This window comes from Gimesia maris, assembly GCF_008298035.1.
In the GTDB taxonomy this organism is placed as follows: domain Bacteria; phylum Planctomycetota; class Planctomycetia; order Planctomycetales; family Planctomycetaceae; genus Gimesia; species Gimesia maris.
The window spans coordinates 3,028,961-3,047,903 of record NZ_CP042910.1 but is presented as its reverse complement, the minus strand read 5'-3'; the positions used below and the strand labels follow the sequence as shown (position 1 = coordinate 3,047,903).

The window sequence follows — 18,943 nt, the reverse complement described above, 5'->3', positions numbered from 1 at the left end:
CGCAAGAGCGATTTAAGTATAATGCAACAGGAATCGAATTTATTTTCTCAGAAACCAGGTGAGTTCATCACGCTGGGCACTGGGACCAGCGTGGGGATCCCCATTGTTGGCTGTGATTGTGAAGTCTGTCAGTCACCTGACCCCAAAAATCAGCGAGGGCGCACTTCTGTTTATATCGGTGCCCCGGAAGGGGGCTTTCTGATCGACACTCCACCGGAGCTCAGGTTGCAACTGCTGCGAGAACATATTCCCTGGGTGCACGCCGTATTATATACCCACAGCCACGCCGATCATATTTTCGGTCTCGATGATGTGCGCATCAGCGGATACCGGCTGGAAAAGTCCATCGAGCTCTATTGCGAAGAAGCCGTGGAAGAACAGATCCGGGGTTCCTTCAACTATGCATTCGAGGAACCGACACACAATCGACATCATATGTCGCGCCCTCATCTTGATTTCAAAACGATCTCACTGGAACCGTTTGATCTGTTGGGACTCAGAATCCAGCCGATTCGACTGATGCATGGTACTCTGCCGATCCTTGGATACCGGATCAACAACATTGCATTCTGTACTGATGTCAGTGAAATACCCGAGGAGAGCTGGCAGTACCTGGAAGGACTGGATTACCTGATTCTTGATGCGCTGCGGATTAAACCACACCCCACGCATTTTTGCCTGGAACAGAGCCTGGAAGTGGTCGAACGGGTCAAACCCAAACGGACTTACTTTACACACATCTCGCACTCGCTGGAACACGAAGAAACAAATGCGAATCTGCCCGATCATGTCGAACTCGCATACGACGGCCTGTCATTACCACTCCACGGACTGGCTGCAGAACATTAGACCTGGTGCCATACCTAACACCACCGCTTACGGCAGCTGCAGCTTCATTCCCGGACGGATATAATTGGCGTTCTTCAGAAGATCCCGGTTCTGCTGATAAATTTTGAAGGCAACAGAACGTTTACCGTAGATTTCCAGTGCAATGGATTCGAGGGTGTCGCCAGGCTGAATCGTATAGGTTTTCGGCTGTGCCGTCTGACTGGCTGGCTCAGTCTGCTCACCGAACAGATCATCAACGATCTGATCCACGTTCTCTGGTTGAACCTGGGACAGGGAACGGCCCGAACCCGAAGTCGCTCCATTATTATGAGTAAAGGGAGAGCGGGGTACGGGAATAAATTTTCGATAGTTATCCGGGACCTTTTTTATTCCTGCTGGAAGTTTCTCAGTTTGAACGGACTCTTCCAACTCCTGAATCATCTCTTGCTGATCCAGTTGACCCATTGTTTTTTTCGAGGGAGCGGTGGAAAGCGACTCTATCAATCCTTCGAACTGAACTGTTGAAGAAGCAGCATCTGATTTCAGAGTCGGCTGAGACACCATTTGCCCCATCGTCCGCTTGCCGGTCATCACCGGAGATTCCACATTCGTCTGTCGATTAGCAGACTGAGGTGCTGTTTCCGGAGCGCGGTAGACAGGAATCCTCAGCTTCATTCCCTCACGGATGTCGTTAGGACTACGAAGCTGGTCACGGTTCAGATTGAATATCTCACGGTATTTGCGACTGGTCCCCAGGTAGCGAATCGAAATTTCAGAGAGTGTTTCTCCTGCCTTGACCGTATGAATCCGGATTTGAGGAGCCGGCGTTGGTGCAGGGCGGGCAGGTTCCGGTCTCTGTTGTGACGGATTCACTTCCCACGCGTTATTATGTTCCGGCTTGATATTCTCGATACCGGTAATCGGCTTTGGTGTTGAATTTTGTGATATGGGCTTTGCCTCGGGTTGAGGCGGATTCGGTTCAAATACCGAATCGGAAGGCTCCGGGCTCGAAAACTGCTCTTGAGGCAGATCGACATCCTTCAGAAATTCAGGAATCGGCCCCCAGCGCTCCGCTTTGGAAGCAGTACCGTTCTGTCCGGCAGGAGTCGTATGCGAAATGGTCGGGACGGCAACCTGGGAGTTTCCGGAGGGCTCGCTATTGTCTGTCAGCGATGTAAAAGCCTGATCATTTCCCAGTTGGGTTTCAATAGTTTTTTTTGACTGTGTATCCAGATAGGGAGTGCGATCCTTATCGGCAATCTGCTCGTTGAGGTAATGCGGGTCGTTCAGCTCGGGGATTTGAACCGTTGTATTGCGATCCTGCCTCAAACAGAATGCCGCTACAAAACCAATCACCAGCAATGCCAGTGCTAAACCTACTTTTTTATCTTGATGCATTTGAACCTCGCCTCGAATGTTACGCTGTGTATTAAGCGTATCGGGCGAAATTCTTTAAAAGAAAAACCGATTTTTTCAAGATCGGCTCAGCGCAGCAAGATCAACTTAACAGGATCACACTTGAGTCGATCATGCAGAAAATATGGCGAACGGTCGAAACAGACTCACCAGTTGATAGGCTTGTAACGGTTATATCAACTGGCGAACACGCAACTGTTATCACATTCCGGGAGCCGCATCCTGCAGGCTGCAGACCGTCTCGAATCAAGCATATCAGCTCGTCTTCTGTTTACTTCGCAGACGGCTGAACAGATTCTTATATCGTCCCAGTGCCGGACCTTTCAGGTGGGCAGTTGCTGAAGACCGGTTGTGTGTAGCGGTCTGAGAATCGATGCGGACTGAGTTGCCTGATGGCAGATCGAACTGTTCACTGGAGAAAGCAGGGCTTTCCGGCTCGGAGTATCCAGGTTCTTCATATTCAGGCTGAACGGCATCATAAATCTCAAGTTCTTCTTCAGACACTTCGATAGACGTCGTTTCGGAATAGTTTCGAATATCATTCAGAGCGTTGAACAACCCTTTCCGGCTCTCCGCACAGACTTCATAGACTTGAGCGGCCAGCAGGTCTTCAAACGAACCGTCTCCTCCTGAGATTTCCCGCGAGAGTTCTTCCAGTACATCGGAACTCAGATGGTTCAGCTCTGCATTATCAAAATCAAACGCCGGCACATCTGGAATTTCCGCTGCATCCATATCAAATATTTCTGCAAATTCGGTTAAGGCAGCAGCAGTGGACTCTTCTGTCGATATGAATTCTTCCTGGTCGACCTGCTGCGGTTTCGACACAGATTGAAACTGAGGAGGTCGCAGTTGCAGAGTCTGATTGTTTTTTCTGCGTGGTTCTGGCGGTAGAGTCGCAGGGTCAATGCCGGCATCAATGGCGGCATAGCGATCAATGATCTCAGTGAAACCGGCATTCAGTTCTGGAGATGTAACTGTTTCCCTGATTTCCCGCGGAGGAACAGCCGCCTGAATCTGTTCAGGTTCTACAGGCTCACTCTCTACCGGGGCAGGTGTTTCACGCTGGTTCTGTAATTCCGGTACTGCTTCCCGGATCTCTTCTCTTTCTGATTCGCTGCCGATTTCGATCGCCTCAATCCCTTCTCCAAAGGAGAATAAATCAGCGGAATCCCAGCTGGAGTCTTCTGAAACGGACACTGAATCCTCTTCTAAATTTTCCACCAGTTGATTCAGCTGATCTTCCAGATCAGAATCAATCTCGTACCCTGCTTCATATGCCTCCAGGGTCGAGTCTGCCTGTGCTGGTTTTGAGCCGGAACCGGTCTGGCTTTTACGTAACTCATCCAGTGGAGAGGCGGCAGGCAGTGGATCATTCCAGTGTAACGGCAGTTGTTGCAGATCGGTAAAGGCTTCCCGGGCAATCGGCTCATTGACAACAGCAGAGTCCTGTAAATAGGCCAGCATCAGGCTGTGATCGCAGATCTGGTTCAGACAGCGCGGCAGACCATCACTGACATGCGTAATAAATTTGATGGCTTCGTCTGTAAAACAGGACCGTTTGTCTGTGGAAACACGCTGAATTCGATAGGCGATGTAAGCCTCTGACTCCTGGCGTGTCATCCGGTCCAGATAAACCTGGCAGCCGATCCGCTGATTCAGAGAGGACAGGGCAGGTTGAATCAATGTTTCTTCCAGAGAAGTCTGCCCGCATAGCAGTAACTGCAGCGCCGGTTTGCCATCGAAGGCAATATCAGACAGGACACGTAATTCTTCCAGAAACGAAACACTGAGAAGATGTGCTTCGTCGACGAGTACCAGTAGAGGCTGACCATGGTTTAAAAAGGAGGAACGGACTTCCGCCGTCAAAGCCAGTCTCAATTCCTGTTCGCTGACTTTCTCATAACAGTCGGTCAGGTTGTACAGCAGGGTCTGCAATAGTGCCCTGACTGTCGGAAAATTGCAGTGTTCTACAAACTGAATCTGAAACTGATCTTCCAGCCGTGCAACCAACTGCCGACAGACAGCCGTCTTTCCCGTGCCGGCATCACCGGTCAATATTGTGATCCCATTCAGACTTGAAATCGTTACCAGTAATTCTTCCAGAACGTGCTGGTGTTCTGCTGCCTCAAAATAACAGGCAGGTGAAGGTGAAACGGTGAAGGGTCGATCCGTGAACCCAAAATTTGTTTCGTACATTTCCAAAAACCTTTTCACGTATTATTGCATCAGTTCCCGCGGGAGACTGGATGTTTTGATTCTGAACGGAGGAACAGAACAGACAGCGCATCTCTCATCGTGATTGATCTCGCTCTGTATGAACAATTCATCGAACAGGTTATGGTCTCTTCTTGAGTATTACCAATACAATCGACAGTATCTGATCAGGGTCTCTCAAGCGCATTACCCAAACCATAGATCTTGACATTCAAGTGCCGCTCAGAATACGAAACATTGCCGGTTGTCCAAACTGGGTAACCTGCAAAAAAACCAAAAGAACGGGAAGCCTGAGATTCACTGAATTGAAGCGTTCCGGGTAAAATCCGGGGCATTTTGAAGAATTTCCGCATCACACAACTCTTTTCTTTTTCTTTATTTACGAAAATCCCGCAGTTTAGAAGCAACTCTCTCCTTTCTCTTACCGGATTGCTGGAGTAGACTTTATGTCTTAGCAACAACAGACCAAATCTGTCGGCTGATTTCAGTCTCGGTTTTATTGTATTTTTCATAGATTTCAGTGTAGCGAAATACAAATTGACCTGTCATTATTTTCAAGCTCTGAAATGTATTCCTTAGGCCCCAGGAGGCGCACGTAGAAATTCTGATGTCAGAAGCCACTCTTTCCTTTTCTGATCCTGATCAGATTCCCATATTACTGGGCACACATGACTGTCATATACGACTCATTCAGGATGCACTGGGTGTAGACGTGGTTCATCGAGGCGATGAACTGCGAATTATCGGCGATGATGCCCAGATTCAGAAGTCACTCCGTATTTTCTCTGAATTGAGAGCAATCGTTGAAAGCACGAAACAACTGAAGAGTGAGCAGGTGCAAACCGCGCTCTCCAACGGTAATTCCTCTGGAAAACAGTCCAAGCAGGCTCCCGTCGCCACGCCATCCTCGATTGACCTCTTCGAGAAAACCAAAAAAGTACATCCCAGAACACCAGGTCAGTCAGACTACATCAAGAACATTGCCGAGCACGATCTTGTATTTTGTACAGGCCCTGCAGGCTGTGGGAAAACGTTTCTGGCGGTCGCCATGGCCATCAATGCACTGCGGACGGAACAGGTCCGTAAGATTGTACTCGTGCGTCCTGCCGTTGAAGCGGGTGAAAAGCTCGGCTTTCTGCCGGGAGACATGCTGGCAAAGGTGAACCCGTTTTTGCGTCCACTGCTCGATGCACTCGGCAGCCTGCTCGATTACGATCAGGTCACTCGATACATGGAAAATGATATCGTCGAGGTCGTCCCTCTGGCATTCATGCGTGGGCGAACTCTGGACAACACATTCATTATTATGGATGAAGCACAGAACTCGACGGTCACCCAGATGAAAATGTTCCTGACCCGGATGGGCATGGGTTCAAAAATTGTGGTCACTGGAGATATTTCGCAAATCGACTTACCACCTGACGTTTCCTGCGGCATGACAGATGCCATCAATCGTCTGCGAAACATTAAAGGCGTGGGAGTCACTCAATTAAAAAACGAAGATATTGTAAGACACAGACTGGTCGGAGAAATCGTGAAGGCCTACCAGAACGAAGACACTCTCGTACACTAGACCGTATCACATTTAACCATAGCGTCTCTCAAGCGATTCGACTCGGTCCAAACGTTCCTGGAGACGCTAAAAGAAAACTGGACACAGTCTGATTCTCATCCGCTTACCCTCGTTATTCATCCAGATCATCTCAGGTTAATTTCATGGCTTTTTTTGGCTCAAAGAAATCCCGAACTGCACTTGCTGCCAGTTTGCGCGATTCTTCCAAATTGAGTTCGAGATTGCGCGAATTACTGAGTAACCGGGGGACGCTCTCACGCTTGAGTGTCTGCCTGTTGACGATTCTGATTCTGATGGTGGCAGTAGAAAGCTGGAAAGCCCCGTTCCCCTATCGACTGGGCATGTTTTCCGAGCATGGGATTGTGGCCAATTCCACGTTCAAAGTCTCCAATCCGATTGAAACAGACCGGCAACGGACCCAGAAAGAGACAGAAGTTCCCTATTACTTCAAAAATCAGCCGGACCTGATCGACAAGTTGCCAGGATTGCTGAAGGAAGATCTGGTTAGGATTGCCAATGCCAAATCGCTGGATGAGCTGAATGCTGACACCCGGGCGGAACTGGGGCTCACTCCGTCCCGCCGACTGGAACAGTTTGTAGGCCAGTTTCCAGAAGAACCAGAACAGACCTTTGCCGAACTGAAATCGCTGGTCAGCAGCCCCGATTCCAATGATACTAAAAAAATTGAAGACCTGATCAATGACTTTACTAAACTGATTACAGATCTGGCTACTTATGGAATTGTGAACGAAAATGATCTGATCCAAAACCAGATCAGAGTTGGTGATGAGATTGCCATTATCAACGAAAGCTCTGATAAAGATGATAAAAAAGATGGTAAAAAAAGTGACCATAGCAAAGTTACCACAGTCACCAAAGTCGCCACTTTTGATATTCGTCTGCCTGATCAACTCTCAGCAAGCGGGGGCGTCGGCCGACTGTTCGATAACAAGGCCTTCCAACGCCTGGCCCCGCTGAAGGCAGTGCTTACGCACTGGATTTATTTCCAGGCGCCCACCACTCTGACTTACGATGCCCAGCGAACGCTCAAGGAACGGACCCAGGCAAGAAATCAGGTGGAAGAAATTTTTGACACCTTCCAGCGTGGCACGATTCTGGTGGAGCCGGGTCAGTTAATCGACGACAATCAACTTGCTTTACTGCGTGCGGAATACGAAGCCAGGGAAAAAGCCGTACCGACATATGAGCGGGTCATTCGCGTGACCATCATCTTTCTCATGCTGGTCGTCCTGGCGGTCCTGAATGGATATCATCTGCTGCGGAATAAAAAAGCGGTCGCCCGAACAGTCAGTCGGTTAAGTATCTATCTCAGCGTGATCATTCTGACCATTTTCCTGGCTCGTCTGCTTTCCTATGACCCCTGGCGCGCGGAAGTGCTGCCGCTGGTTGTGACGGTCATGGTGTTTGCGATTGTCTACGACCAGATGATGGCCATCCTGACCGCCTTGTCTTTGTCACTGGTGATTTGCCTGTCGACAGGTGCCGCACTGGGACATTTCGTCGTGCTGATGAGTGTCTCTGCCGTCGCGGTGACATCCCTGGGCAACGTCTCTTCCCGATCCACGCTGATCAAACTCGGCTTCGGGATGGGACTGACTTACTTCCTGGTCTACTGGGGGATCAACCTGATCAACAGTCAGGAACTCTCAAACGGTTTCTTTGATCAGCAGATCGTCTGGGAAAGTCTTCAAGGGGCAGGGTGGTGCCTGGCTGCTGGATATCTGGTCGCGGGCAGTCTGCCTTTTATTGAATCTCTATTCGGAGTGGTTACCGACATCAGTCTTCTGGAAATGAGCAATGTCTCACATCCGCTGCTGCAGGAACTGGTGCGTCGTGCTCCGGGGACCTATAACCATTCCATTTCTGTGGCCACAATCGGAGAAGCCGCTGCCGACAAAATTGGCGCCAACGGACTGCTGGTACGCGTTGCCGCCTATTATCATGATATCGGAAAAATGCTGAAGCCTCAGTACTTCATTGAAAATATGGCACAAGGCAGTGGGAGTCTGCACGACAACCTCGCTCCGGCGATGAGTACCCTGATTATCATCGGCCATGTCAAAGATGGCGTGGATCTGGCCCGTCAGCACAACCTGCCTCAGCCGATTATCGATTTTATTGAACAGCATCACGGGACTACGCTGGTGGAATATTTCTTCCGCGAAGCAGAAAAGCAGGCGGATCTCAGCCCGGATCACAAAACCGATGCCGAAGAGTCTTCTTTCCGGTATCCCGGTCCCAAACCGCAGACCCGGGAAGCGGGAGTGATGATGCTTTCCGACGCGGTCGAAAGTGCCAGCCGCACACTGAGTGATCCGACGCCCAAACGTATCAAATCTCTGGTACACTCTCTTGTGATGAAACGACTGCTTGACGGGCAGTTTAATGAATGCTCACTCACTTTGAGTGAAATCAATGTTGTGGAAGAATCGCTGGTAAAATCCCTGATCGGTATTTACCACGGACGTATTAAATACCCGGAAGAGCGCTCCGCTTAATCCCCGATTGAAAACGGAATGAATACAATAGACCAGTTTCAGATCGAGATTCAAAACTCACAAACGCACCTTGCCATCGACGAAACACAGCTGAAAACAGCGATCAGTTTTCTGCTGCAGTCCGAACAGGTAAACCAGGCGGAAATCAGCCTGGCAATCGTCGACAATCCCACCATTCGCCAGTTGAATCAGCAATACCTGGAACATGATTACGATACTGATGTTCTGAGTTTTCTGCTGGACTGCGATACCGCAATGGATACGAACCAGGTGGAATTTCGTGGGGCAGGCAGGCAGATTGAAGGTGAAGTCATTGTCTCCGCGGAAATGGCGGTTGCGATGTCTGCAGAATACCAATGGCCCGCGGAACAGGAACTTCTGCTGTATGTGATCCACGGGTTGCTGCATTTATGCGGTTATGATGACCTTACGGAAGAAGAACTGCATATCATGCGGCAACGTGAGCAACAGATCTTCGATCACTGGCAGATCTCAATCCCCAGACGCGAAGAGTAAAAACAGATGATTGAGAATGACACCTGGAATAATTACCAGTATAACTATAACGCGATTCTGTCTGTGAATCAGAATCAGTTTCGAAACATCTTATCTGAACGTTTACAAGACATATGATCCCGCTGACTCTTTCTGTTCTGTTACTCCTGACTCTGACAGCCGCCCTGTCAGGATTTTCATTGCGCGATTTCTCTCGAAGTCGCCTGGAAACACTGTGTAACGAAGCTGAGGTCCCCGATCGATTCAGCGAAATATTACGCTCTCACCCCACCATGTTGCTGGCCGCCGACCTGTTCTGGCTGACGGGCGTGATTCTGATCTCGATTATTTTCACTCATAAATATCTGGAAGTCCCGCGAAACTTCAGTACTCCCGCAGTTACCATACAGTTTTCCATTCAGATCCTGTTGATCCTGCTCACGGGGATTCTGCTGTTGATGGTCATTCCCTGGACAATCTCGCGGATTGCCGGAGAACGCTTCCTGCAGCTGTTCTGGCCTGTCATTAAACTGCTGCCGGTCTTCCTGAGCCCCGTGATCTGGCTCTGTTGGAAAATTGATGAGTTCTCCCATCGACTGGCTGGCAAAGAAGACAACAAAAACGGTCGGGAAGCCAATATCAGTGAAGAGATTCTGTCTGTCGTGGAAGAAGGGGCCCGCGGAGGGATCCTCGAATCGGAAGCCGGTAAAATGATCCAGCGCGTGATGGAACTTCAGGATGAAGATGTCGGCGCCATCATGACCCAGCGTATGGATATGGAATACATCTCTGTGAATGCAACGCTGGATGAAGCCCTGCTGAAGTTCATCGATGTCGGTCACTCCCGTATTCCCGTCATTGGTGAATCCACAGATGACATCGTGGGAATCCTCTATGCGCGGGAACTGCTCAAGCATTTCTCGAAAGAGAATCAGAATTCCGAATCTCCCGAAGAGTTAACCATCCAGAAACTGATGTTTTCTCCTTTTTATATTCCCGAAACCACGGGGATCGACTCACTGCTGGAGACCATGCAGAAAGAGCATGTCCACATGGCGATTGTGATTGATGAATACGGAGGGGTCGCCGGACTGGTCACAATGGAAGACGTGCTGGAAGAAATTGTCGGCGACATTGTCGATGAATTCGACGAAGAAGAAGAACAGATGATTTTTGAAACCGGCCAAAATACACTTGAAGTCGATGCCCGGGTACACATTGATGACCTGAATGAGCAATACAATTACAATCTGCCGGAAGGTAAAGATTTCGACACGATAGGCGGTTTTGTAATTACCCAGATCGGGAAAGTCCCTCAACCTGGTGAAACACTGACTTGGCAGCAGTTAAGAATCGAAGTGCTTGAGTCCGACGAACGCAGAATCAATAAGCTCCGCATTGAACTGGACACTTCACTGGTGGAAGAGTACGACACGGACAACTGATAAGGGTCCGATTGCTGCTTACCAGCGTTCCACCGGTCCGCCGGGCACGGGAATATGCATCTCCGGCAGAACACCGCTGCGAGAACCGACTGCAGGCCCCTCTGCGGCGATTTTTCGCACCGCCTGACCAAACTCATCCAGATTTGATGCCAGTTGAAATTCATGTCGCATCGCGGGTTTCACGCGCATCGACTTCAAATACCAGTGTCCCATTTTCCGGAACATGGAAATAGCCCGTTTCTCAGTGGTCATCTCCAGCAGGTAACGAAACTGTCGCAGCAGCAGTTCCAGGCGATCATCAAAATTCCCGGGTGGATCATATGTCCCGGTCTGCTCCCACTGTACCAGTTGTCGAAAAATCCACGGATTCGCCAGCGCACCACGGCCGATCGAAACCCCCGCGCATCCAGTTGTTTTCAACATGAAGTCGGCTTCAGCAACATTCGTGACATCGCCATTCCCGATCACCGGTATCGAATCGACGGCTTCCACCACACGGCGAATCCCATCGTGATTCACAACACCCCGAAATCCCTGTTCCCGGGTCCGGCCATGAATGGCGACCGCGACCACACCCACTTTTTCAAATTCGCGAGAGAAAAACGGGGCAGACAGCTCACTGTCATCCCAGCCCAGTCGCATCTTCACCGACACCGGGATCTTGACTGCTTCGACCACCGTTTGCACCAGTGAAACTGTATCGCTCGGCCGACACATCATGCTGGCCCCGGCGCCCCCTTTCACAATCCGATTCACCGGACAGCCCATGTTGATATCAATCGAATGGACGCCGCGCGACTCAAGTAACTGCGCCGCATCCTTCATCTGCTGAGGTTCGCTTCCGAAAATCTGGACAGCAAACGGGGAATCTTCAGGGCAGGTCTGGGTGAGCTGGAGTGTTTTCTCACTCCCTTCCAGCAGTCCCCGCGCATTCACCAGATCAGTCGTCGCCAGCCCGACGCCTCCCAGTTCGCGCACAATTCGCCGAAATGGTAAATTCGTATACCCCGCCAGCGGAGACAGCAGATAGCGTGATTCCAGCTGCAGTGCACCGTAACAAACAGGCGGACGGTGATCGGGCTTCGGCGGACAAGCTGGTTTCATCGATTCATTCATCAAATTATGAAGAGGGCTGCAAATCATTAACTCAACGCATTTTATCAGTCAAGCCAGAGTCTGCAAATGCCCCCTTTGAGATTCTCTCAGGTTCTAGCACGCATCACAGTTAACCATGGCATCAGTCGATCTCTTTGACTCGCTCCAAATGGTTTTGGAAACGCTACAGCAAAACGGGACACAGCCTAACCAGCTGAAAACAGGGAATTTACTGTAAAAGTAAATATAGGGGATCTACTTAAACATTTCTTATTGAAGTTACTCTACCGGTTATGCCGATAACGTTGATATCGATTATTTCTATCTTCATCCCACGGGAACTTTCTGGTGCTGACACGCATATTATTAATGCTGATCTGCTTTGGCAGCCTGTCTGGGTGTGTAATTATGCACACTTCGGTCACCAATCCCAATCCCAGACTTAAAACTGTGGCCCTGGTCCCATTTTTTAATCTGAGTCAGGAACCGGATGTCGACGGCCGCCGCTTTGCGCTCGCCTATTACTCAGAACTCCAGAAAGTACCAGGATTTCAGGTATTACCTCTGGGAGTCGCTGAAGTCGCGATGGTGGAAAATCAACTGCAGATGAACAATCCGGATGATGTGCTGAAACTGGCCAAAATTCTGAACGTGGATGCGGTTGTCATCGGTGCAATTACAGATTACTCACCCTATTATCCGCCCCGCATTGGGATGCAGGTCTCCTGGTATTCTCCCCATTCTCAGGAGTTCATCCCGGGAATGCCTCTCATGGTAGAAGAGCGGCACGCAGAAACATCAATGTGGAACAAGATGTTCAAAATGGATCGCGTCGCAGCCCGGGAAATGAGACAGGAAGAGCATCAACTGAATAAAGAACTCAGGCATGCTGGTCATATTGAGAAAAAAGAAATCCGAAAAGCAGAAAAAGAGCTCCATAAAACGGGTATGATGGACTGCCCTGAAGGCTGTCCAGTTGATCTCTCTGAACCACCTGCCGGTGTGAATACGGTGATCCGAGGCCAGTCAACGGATTCGCTTGACTCCTGGCCTTACACACAGAATCAAACCGGAATCATTCAAGCTGCTGCACAAGCCAATCAGGGTTCACAGTCCCTCAACGCCCCACTGCACGCTCCTTTGCCTGCTGATTCACAAACAAAAGTCGGGGCAGGGCAGGAAACTCTCGCTGCTCCGAAACCGAAACTCTCCGTTTCTCCCCTCCCGCCTCAAAATAATACTTCGGTTGTGAAGCAGTTAGAAGACTACTGTCCTCCCACTCAGGTCGGAACGTATGATCCCCGCCAGCCTTTCATGTCGTATACACGTCTCTTCGATGGTGCGGACGCGGCTCTGGTAGCACACTTACGTGATTATCTCGAAGTCAGTGGAGACCGCCGCAGTGGTGGCTGGGAAGCCTATCTGCACCGGAGTGAGGACTTTATACGGTTTACATCACATTTAATGATTCTAGAGATGTTAACACTGCACGGCGGACAAGCTGAGCGTCAGATCATCTTCAAAGTAAGAAAATATCGATAATCCCACCGCTCAGAAGCCGATATTTACTATTGCGGTTTTATGAGCACTCCCAACCTATCCAGTCTTAGATTCCAGTGCTCTGACGATAAACAAAGGACTGCTACAGTGAAACAACAAATGAATGTCGTTGCGTTAGTTAAAGATTCCGAACGTTATGTGTTTCTCTACGATGATGCAAGTTCTTCACAGATGCTGCAGACACTCGGGCAATATGCGGCTGACACAGACTTGAGTTTTACCTGGTATGACGCGGCTGTCATGAGCCAGAAAGTTCGTAAACTTCGGCGGGAAGCAGAACTCGAGGAACAATCAGGTCGCCTGCGTAAAACGGCCTGATGCGAACACGGTAAAATCTCCTTACGTGAATTCGCTCCACTATGACCACCAGACGATTTTGAATGTAACATGATCTCTTCGCAAGCAGTCAGGTCGATCGACCTTCATGATGCGATTGACCACTTTCTGCGATATCTGCAAATCGAAAGAAATTCTTCAGACCTGACTTTGAAGTCTTACGCGGAAGATCTGGAAAGCCTGGTGGAATATCTCACTGAATACGAAGGAGCGTTACTCCCTCCCGATCAGATCGGAATCAGTGAACTCAGACGGTACGTTGCGTATCTGCATGAATGCCAGTACGAAAAAACGACAATTGCCAGGCGTCTGGCCTGCCTCCGCAGTTTTTTCCGCTACTGCTGCCGGGAAGGGTACTCGAAAACCAATCCCGCCAAACCGCTTCGCACGCCGCGGACGGGTAGAAAATTACCTCATTTTTTAACCACCGATCAGATTGGAACGTTACTCGAAGCACCGCCGGCCAATCAGAAAATGGGTCTGCGCGACCGGGCGATTCTGGAAACGCTCTATTCTGCCGGACTGCGTGTTTCTGAACTGGTGGCATTAAACGTGAGTGACTGGGACCAGGATGCCAACATCATTCGCGTCCTGGGTAAAGGGCGGAAAGAACGCATCGCACCCATTGGTAGTTTCGCCGCCAAAGCTTTAACACACTGGCTGGAAGAGCGCGAAGCCAAACCGGGCGCTCATCCCGATTCCGATGCCCTGTTTCTCAATCGTCTGAAAACCAGGCTAACTTCGCGAAGTGTCGGACGGATGCTGGAAAAGTATCTCCTGCAGACCGGACTGGACAAAAAAACCAGCCCTCACACCTTGAGACACACTTTTGCCACACATCTGCTGGATGGCGGAGCAGATTTACGCAGCGTGCAGGAACTTCTGGGGCATAAGAGCCTGACGACCACTCAGATTTATACGCATGTCAGTACCAAGCGTCTGCTTGAAACCTATGAAAAAGCACACCCACACGCGCAACGCTCGAAAAAATAAGTCGGATTGATCAGTCTGAACATTATTTCGCTGCGGTAAAATCAAGCGGTTTTCCCGCCTCCAGACTGGCACGCGAAAGTCGTACCAGTTGAATCGCCTGGCAGACGTCTCTAATGTTCGCGACAGGGATAATTCCGCCTACGGCTCGGCGGCAGAAATGATCTAACATCACTTCCAGTTCCCGTCGATCACTTTTTAACGACTCTGTAATAGACTGTGAAGCATTCTCCCAGTGGATTTCATCCGGGGAATGAAATTCAGCCTGCCCATTGCGACACTGGATCAGATGCCGGGGAAAAAGCGGTTCCATCTCGCGTTGATGGGTTTTAATTTTGATCAAGGCAACCCGCTCCACTGCGGTCACCGGATCTGGTAGAAATTCAATTTTTATCTGCCGATAATCTTCAGAGCGATCGCTCGAATCGGACTGTAGAGTTGTCTCCACGCGAACCGGCCTGGTGCGCATCACATAACAGCACCAGTCCATTAATCCGACTAGAAAATCGGTCTCATTTTTCTGACCGGGAACTTCCACCTGCTGATCATCGGCAGGGCAGCAGGTTTCCAGCTGAATCGAAACTGGATTTCCCAGCTGTGTGACGACCAGTTCAAACAGACGGCTGGTTGCCTGGCAGTAACGTCGGCTGAACTCGGGCATCAGAGTTACCAGCTGTTCGGTGGCCCGGGCGTGAATCATTTCCAGCAGTTCCAGGTCTTCCCCCAGGCTGCCGGCAATGTAGACCGGGCGGTGCTGCTGGCTGAGAATGGTCAACGGGTAATGATTCATCCAGTCGGAATGTAACAGTAAAAATGCATCCAGCGGATATCGAGTCGCCAGGCAGCCGATTCCTGAAACGACTGCCGCATCCCATTGTGCAGCGACCTGTTCTGCACGACTGCGAACCGGATCGTAGACTGCCTTGATCTGGATACGCTGATCCATCATTCGCAAAGCAGGTTCATAGCGCTGTTCCCAATATGGGCCTAGCCCTATAATTCCAATTCTGACCATATCGGGAACATTACTGATTCTGGGAAAAACTGATAAACGAGAACATCCAGTGAGCTCAAGAGGATGACCTGATCGGTCTATAGTGAACTCTCCAAAAGAAACAAAGCTAAGCAAGACATCATATTCTTATTTTGGTTTGTGAATCAAGCCTATACTCAATAGAAGCCAAAAGACCAGTGGTCCGTCAATCCGGAATTGACAGCGGATCAAGATCTGGCAGCCCAACGAGTATGCGGTCAATTTCAGCAAACATGCATTTCCACGCCGGAAAAGCCGCGAGAGTGCATCATATTTGAGCATCACGTCTGCCGATCGATTCTATTCGGCACCGATGATTTTGCAGACGCTACAGTTAAAATGGGACACAGTCTAGCTGCTGGCGAAGCAGAATGTTGCCAGCAGTAGATACCCGACATAAATCGCAAGCAGTACAGCCCCACTGGCAGTAGAGATCCGCTTTTTCCTCCACGCCAGCCCCAGCATTGCCACAATCAGCAGAATCACAACAGGACCATCCAGGATGACGGTCTGCCGCTGAATGGGTAAGGGGTGAATCAGGGCACAAATCGCGATAACCATATTGATATTCAGTACGTTGGCCCCGATGATATTCCCGGTTCCCAGGGCACCGTGACCTTTGATAATCGACAGAACGGAAATTGTATATTCAGGCAGCGAAGTACCAATGGCCAGAATTGTCAGACCAATCAATAACTCAGAAACCTCAAAATACCGGGCTACCACTACGGCGTTCGTGACCAGCAGTCGGCTTCCCAGCACTACCAGACAGGCACCACAAAAAAACATCAATGCGAGCTTGAAAAAATAAGCGATCTGGTTTTCAATCAGGGGCGGTAATTCCTGTTCTTCACCGAAATCATGACGTGAAGCCATCGCTACTCTCAGCGAAAACAGGATATAAGCAGCCAGAACACATAACAAAATCACTGCCTGCCAGCGCGCAATCGCAAATTCAGCTGGTGCACCCGTCTGTGTGACCGCACCACCTGTTGAGAACAGGCTGAAGACCCAGACGAGAACTCCGGAAAACAGCATAAAAAAGCCAGGCCCTACAATGGTGAGCCGTGAAACCGGGATTCCGCTCTCGGTTTTTCTTTTTCGGGAGAGATAACCTTTCAATAAGGCACAGGAACCAATGATCAGACCGATGTTACACAAACAGGATCCCAACGCGTTCCCCACTGCCAGATCACCTTTGCCTGCCAGAGTACCCGTGACCGACACCATCAGCTCCGGAAACGTGGTCGACATACTGACGATCGTTGCCCCGATAATCACTGGGGGAATTCGTGTCAGCCTGGCGATCTCAACAGAGCTGTCCGTAAACAGATCCCCTCCTTTGGTAATACTGAGCATTCCCAGCAGAATTAATAAACTGCAATAGAGAATTGACGCAGGCGCATCCAGTCCAATAAAGATTCGCAAAAATTCGAGCGGCTCCGCAGCCAGATACATAAAGGGCAAACTCCTGCTCCTGTACGGTTTTCGGGATTTATGATTCGATCTGTCTGCAAAATAGTAAAAAGTCAGCTGGGAATATGATAGTCATGACTCAAAACAATATTTTGTCTGTATGTTTTTAATCCGGAAAACGTAAAATAGAAGAAAACAATCAAAGACTACTGGCAGAAATGCGTCGCTTCGCATTAAATTTTTTATCGAAAACACCTGGCAGGGATGAGCACTCATGGACAATCGATCTACCCATTCTCCTCAAGAACAACCCGGGGAATCCGCCCGATTCAGTGAAGAGATTGAACTACAGGGTCACATTATCGACAGCCTGCTGCTGCCAAAGATTCTGGATGAGATTACCGTACTGGGCGGAGACTTTGCCATTGATGATATTTCCATCGGTCAACTGCGGACAGACAGCAGTCGGGCGCAGATTAAAGTCTCGGCACCGGATGATGCCACTCTGCAGAAAATCCTGACACAAATCGCCCAGCACGGCGCCGTTCCCATCGAGCAGCATGACTGTATTCTGGAACCAGCTGACATGAATGGTGCCTTTCCGGAAGGGTTTTACTGCAGTACCAATCAGAAGACGGAAATCCGTATCGCGGAAGAGTGGATTCCCGTTGAGTTACAGGAAATGGATTGCGGCGTCGTCGTCAGTCCGGACAGAAAGTCGGCCCACTGCCTGCCGATGGCGGATGTCAAACAGGGAGAACTCGTGGTGATTGGAAATCGAGGTACACGGGTTCTGCCCACAGAGAGAAGTACACCGGAGGTTTCCGGATTCTCATTCATGAACAGCACAGTCTCCAGCGAAAAACCCAAAGGGGTAACCGTGAGAGAAATTGCCTCTGAAATGCGGAGGGCACGAAAGGGAAATGGTAAAATTCTGGTAGTCGCCGGCCCCGCTGTCGTGCATACCGGAAGCAGAGATCACTTCAGCCAGCTGATTCGGGAAGGCTATGTGAATCTGCTGTTCGCCGGTAACGCGCTCGCCACTCACGATATAGAGGAATCCTTTTATGGCACAAGCCTGGGCATTTCCATGGAACACGGCGGTTCCAGTGAAGAAGGACACGAGCATCACCTGCGTTCCATCAACCGCATTCGCCGCCTGGGCAGCATCCAGAATGCCGTCGATCAGAAAGTACTGAATTCCGGTATTATGTATGAGTGCATTAAGAATCAGGTTCCCTTCCTGCTGGCCGGCAGTATCCGCGATGATGGACCGCTGCCGGATGTCATCACGGATACCATTGAGGCACAGCACCAGATGCGTGAACTGGTACAGGACGTCTCGTTCTGCCTGATGATCGCTACCACACTGCATTCCATTGCGGTAGGGAATCTGCTGCCGGCCAGCGTGAAAGTCGTCTGTGTTGACATTAACCCGGCCACCGTCACCAAACTGGCCGATCGTGGCACATTTCAGACCGTCGGACTCGTCACTGATGTCGAGCCGTTCCTGCGTGTTCTGCTGCACGAAATCAATAAAACAGAATGAACGTTTTGCTTTCCCTGACAACCCGTTATAATCAGGGAAAGTTACTGAAGCGACGAAAGAGTTCAGACAGCAAATCAAAGATCTCGACTGGAATATTCGAAATGACAGAATCGACCCAGAAAAAATATCATCTTGCCGATTTCGCAGAGATCCCGGGCACAGCCTGTCCCTGTGGTACTGCGCGGCGGGCTTTTGCTGACGTCGCTGAATTTCCCGGCACTTTGCACGTCACCGAAATCTCAGAAGATGCAGAACTGCATTATCACAAAAAACTGACGGAAACTTATTACTTTCTCGAATGTGGCAGTGATGCGCAGATGCAGTTGGACGATGAAATTATTCCCGTCCATGCGGGGATGGCCATTGTGATTCCCCCCGGAGTACGGCACCGTGCTCTCGGATCAATGAAAATCATCAATATCGTCTTCCCCAAATTCGATCCGGCAGACGAGTGGGTTGACTGAAGCAGCT

Annotated in this window: 15 protein-coding genes; 10 read left to right on the top strand and 5 right to left on the bottom strand. The window is 49.9% G+C overall.

Features of this window, described 5'->3' with window-relative positions; all coding sequences use genetic code 11:
- Positions 1–21 precede the first annotated feature (21 nt).
- Positions 22–849, top strand: a complete 828-nt coding sequence (locus GmarT_RS11380; RefSeq protein WP_002647920.1) for an MBL fold metallo-hydrolase — start codon at positions 22–24, stop codon at positions 847–849.
- A gap of 27 nt (positions 850–876) precedes the next feature.
- On the opposite strand, the gene GmarT_RS11375 is transcribed toward GmarT_RS11380, so the two are convergent.
- Entirely contained in the window at positions 877–2,226 is a 1,350-nt protein-coding gene (locus GmarT_RS11375; protein ID WP_002647921.1) for a LysM peptidoglycan-binding domain-containing protein, read from the bottom strand.
- Positions 2,227–2,499: 273 nt separating this feature from the next.
- Entirely contained in the window at positions 2,500–4,443 is a 1,944-nt protein-coding gene (locus GmarT_RS11370) for an ExeA family protein (protein WP_002647922.1), read from the bottom strand.
- Between the two features lie 625 nt (positions 4,444–5,068).
- Between GmarT_RS11370 and GmarT_RS11365 the strand changes: the two genes are divergently transcribed.
- From GmarT_RS11365 to GmarT_RS11350, 4 genes are all read left to right on the top strand, one after another.
- The gene (locus GmarT_RS11365) at positions 5,069–6,034 is read left to right on the top strand and encodes a PhoH family protein (RefSeq protein WP_002647925.1); all 966 of its coding nucleotides are present in this window, start codon (positions 5,069–5,071) and stop codon (positions 6,032–6,034) included.
- A gap of 143 nt (positions 6,035–6,177) precedes the next feature.
- Positions 6,178–8,553 (top strand): HD family phosphohydrolase, encoded by a 2,376-nt coding sequence (locus GmarT_RS11360; protein WP_002647926.1) that lies wholly within the window; start codon positions 6,178–6,180, stop codon positions 8,551–8,553.
- 18 nt (positions 8,554–8,571) lie between these two features.
- A complete protein-coding gene (ybeY, locus tag GmarT_RS11355) occupies positions 8,572–9,069 on the top strand; it encodes an rRNA maturation RNase YbeY (protein WP_002647927.1) in 498 nt (165 codons plus the stop codon).
- 113 nt (positions 9,070–9,182) lie between these two features.
- Complete coding sequence (locus GmarT_RS11350) at positions 9,183–10,493, top strand: transporter associated domain-containing protein (protein ID WP_002647929.1); 1,311 nt, start codon at positions 9,183–9,185, stop codon at positions 10,491–10,493.
- Between the two features lie 18 nt (positions 10,494–10,511).
- Here the strand turns inward: GmarT_RS11350 and dusB are convergent, their stop codons facing one another.
- Complete coding sequence (gene dusB / locus GmarT_RS11345) at positions 10,512–11,597, bottom strand: tRNA dihydrouridine synthase DusB (protein WP_187782358.1); 1,086 nt, start codon at positions 11,595–11,597, stop codon at positions 10,512–10,514.
- A gap of 339 nt (positions 11,598–11,936) precedes the next feature.
- On the opposite strand from dusB, the gene GmarT_RS11340 reads away from it, so the two are divergent.
- The 3 genes from GmarT_RS11340 to xerC all read left to right on the top strand — a co-directional run bounded on the left by GmarT_RS11340 (position 11,937) and on the right by xerC (position 14,477).
- On the top strand, positions 11,937–13,130 hold the full coding sequence (locus GmarT_RS11340) for a hypothetical protein (RefSeq protein WP_149302708.1): 1,194 nt from the start codon (positions 11,937–11,939) through the stop codon (positions 13,128–13,130).
- A 105-nt stretch (positions 13,131–13,235) separates the two neighbouring features.
- Entirely contained in the window at positions 13,236–13,466 is a 231-nt protein-coding gene (locus tag GmarT_RS11335; RefSeq protein ID WP_149302705.1) for a hypothetical protein, read from the top strand.
- A gap of 69 nt (positions 13,467–13,535) precedes the next feature.
- Entirely contained in the window at positions 13,536–14,477 is a 942-nt protein-coding gene (gene xerC / locus GmarT_RS11330) for a tyrosine recombinase XerC (RefSeq protein ID WP_002647933.1), read from the top strand.
- A 22-nt stretch (positions 14,478–14,499) separates the two neighbouring features.
- Here the strand turns inward: xerC and GmarT_RS11325 are convergent, their stop codons facing one another.
- A complete protein-coding gene (locus GmarT_RS11325) occupies positions 14,500–15,423 on the bottom strand; it encodes a Gfo/Idh/MocA family oxidoreductase (protein ID WP_002647934.1) in 924 nt (307 codons plus the stop codon).
- 435 nt (positions 15,424–15,858) lie between these two features.
- Positions 15,859–16,965, bottom strand: a complete 1,107-nt coding sequence (locus GmarT_RS11320) for a calcium/sodium antiporter (protein WP_002647935.1) — start codon at positions 16,963–16,965, stop codon at positions 15,859–15,861.
- A 232-nt stretch (positions 16,966–17,197) separates the two neighbouring features.
- Here GmarT_RS11320 and GmarT_RS11315 point away from each other — a divergent pair, with 232 nt between their 5' ends.
- Both GmarT_RS11315 and GmarT_RS11310 read left to right on the top strand, forming a co-directional pair.
- The gene (locus GmarT_RS11315) at positions 17,198–18,472 is read left to right on the top strand and encodes an ornithine cyclodeaminase, nickel-pincer nucleotide-dependent (protein WP_002647936.1); all 1,275 of its coding nucleotides are present in this window, start codon (positions 17,198–17,200) and stop codon (positions 18,470–18,472) included.
- Between the two features lie 101 nt (positions 18,473–18,573).
- The gene (locus tag GmarT_RS11310) at positions 18,574–18,936 is read left to right on the top strand and encodes a cupin domain-containing protein (protein ID WP_044239212.1); all 363 of its coding nucleotides are present in this window, start codon (positions 18,574–18,576) and stop codon (positions 18,934–18,936) included.
- Positions 18,937–18,943: the final 7 nt, after the last annotated feature.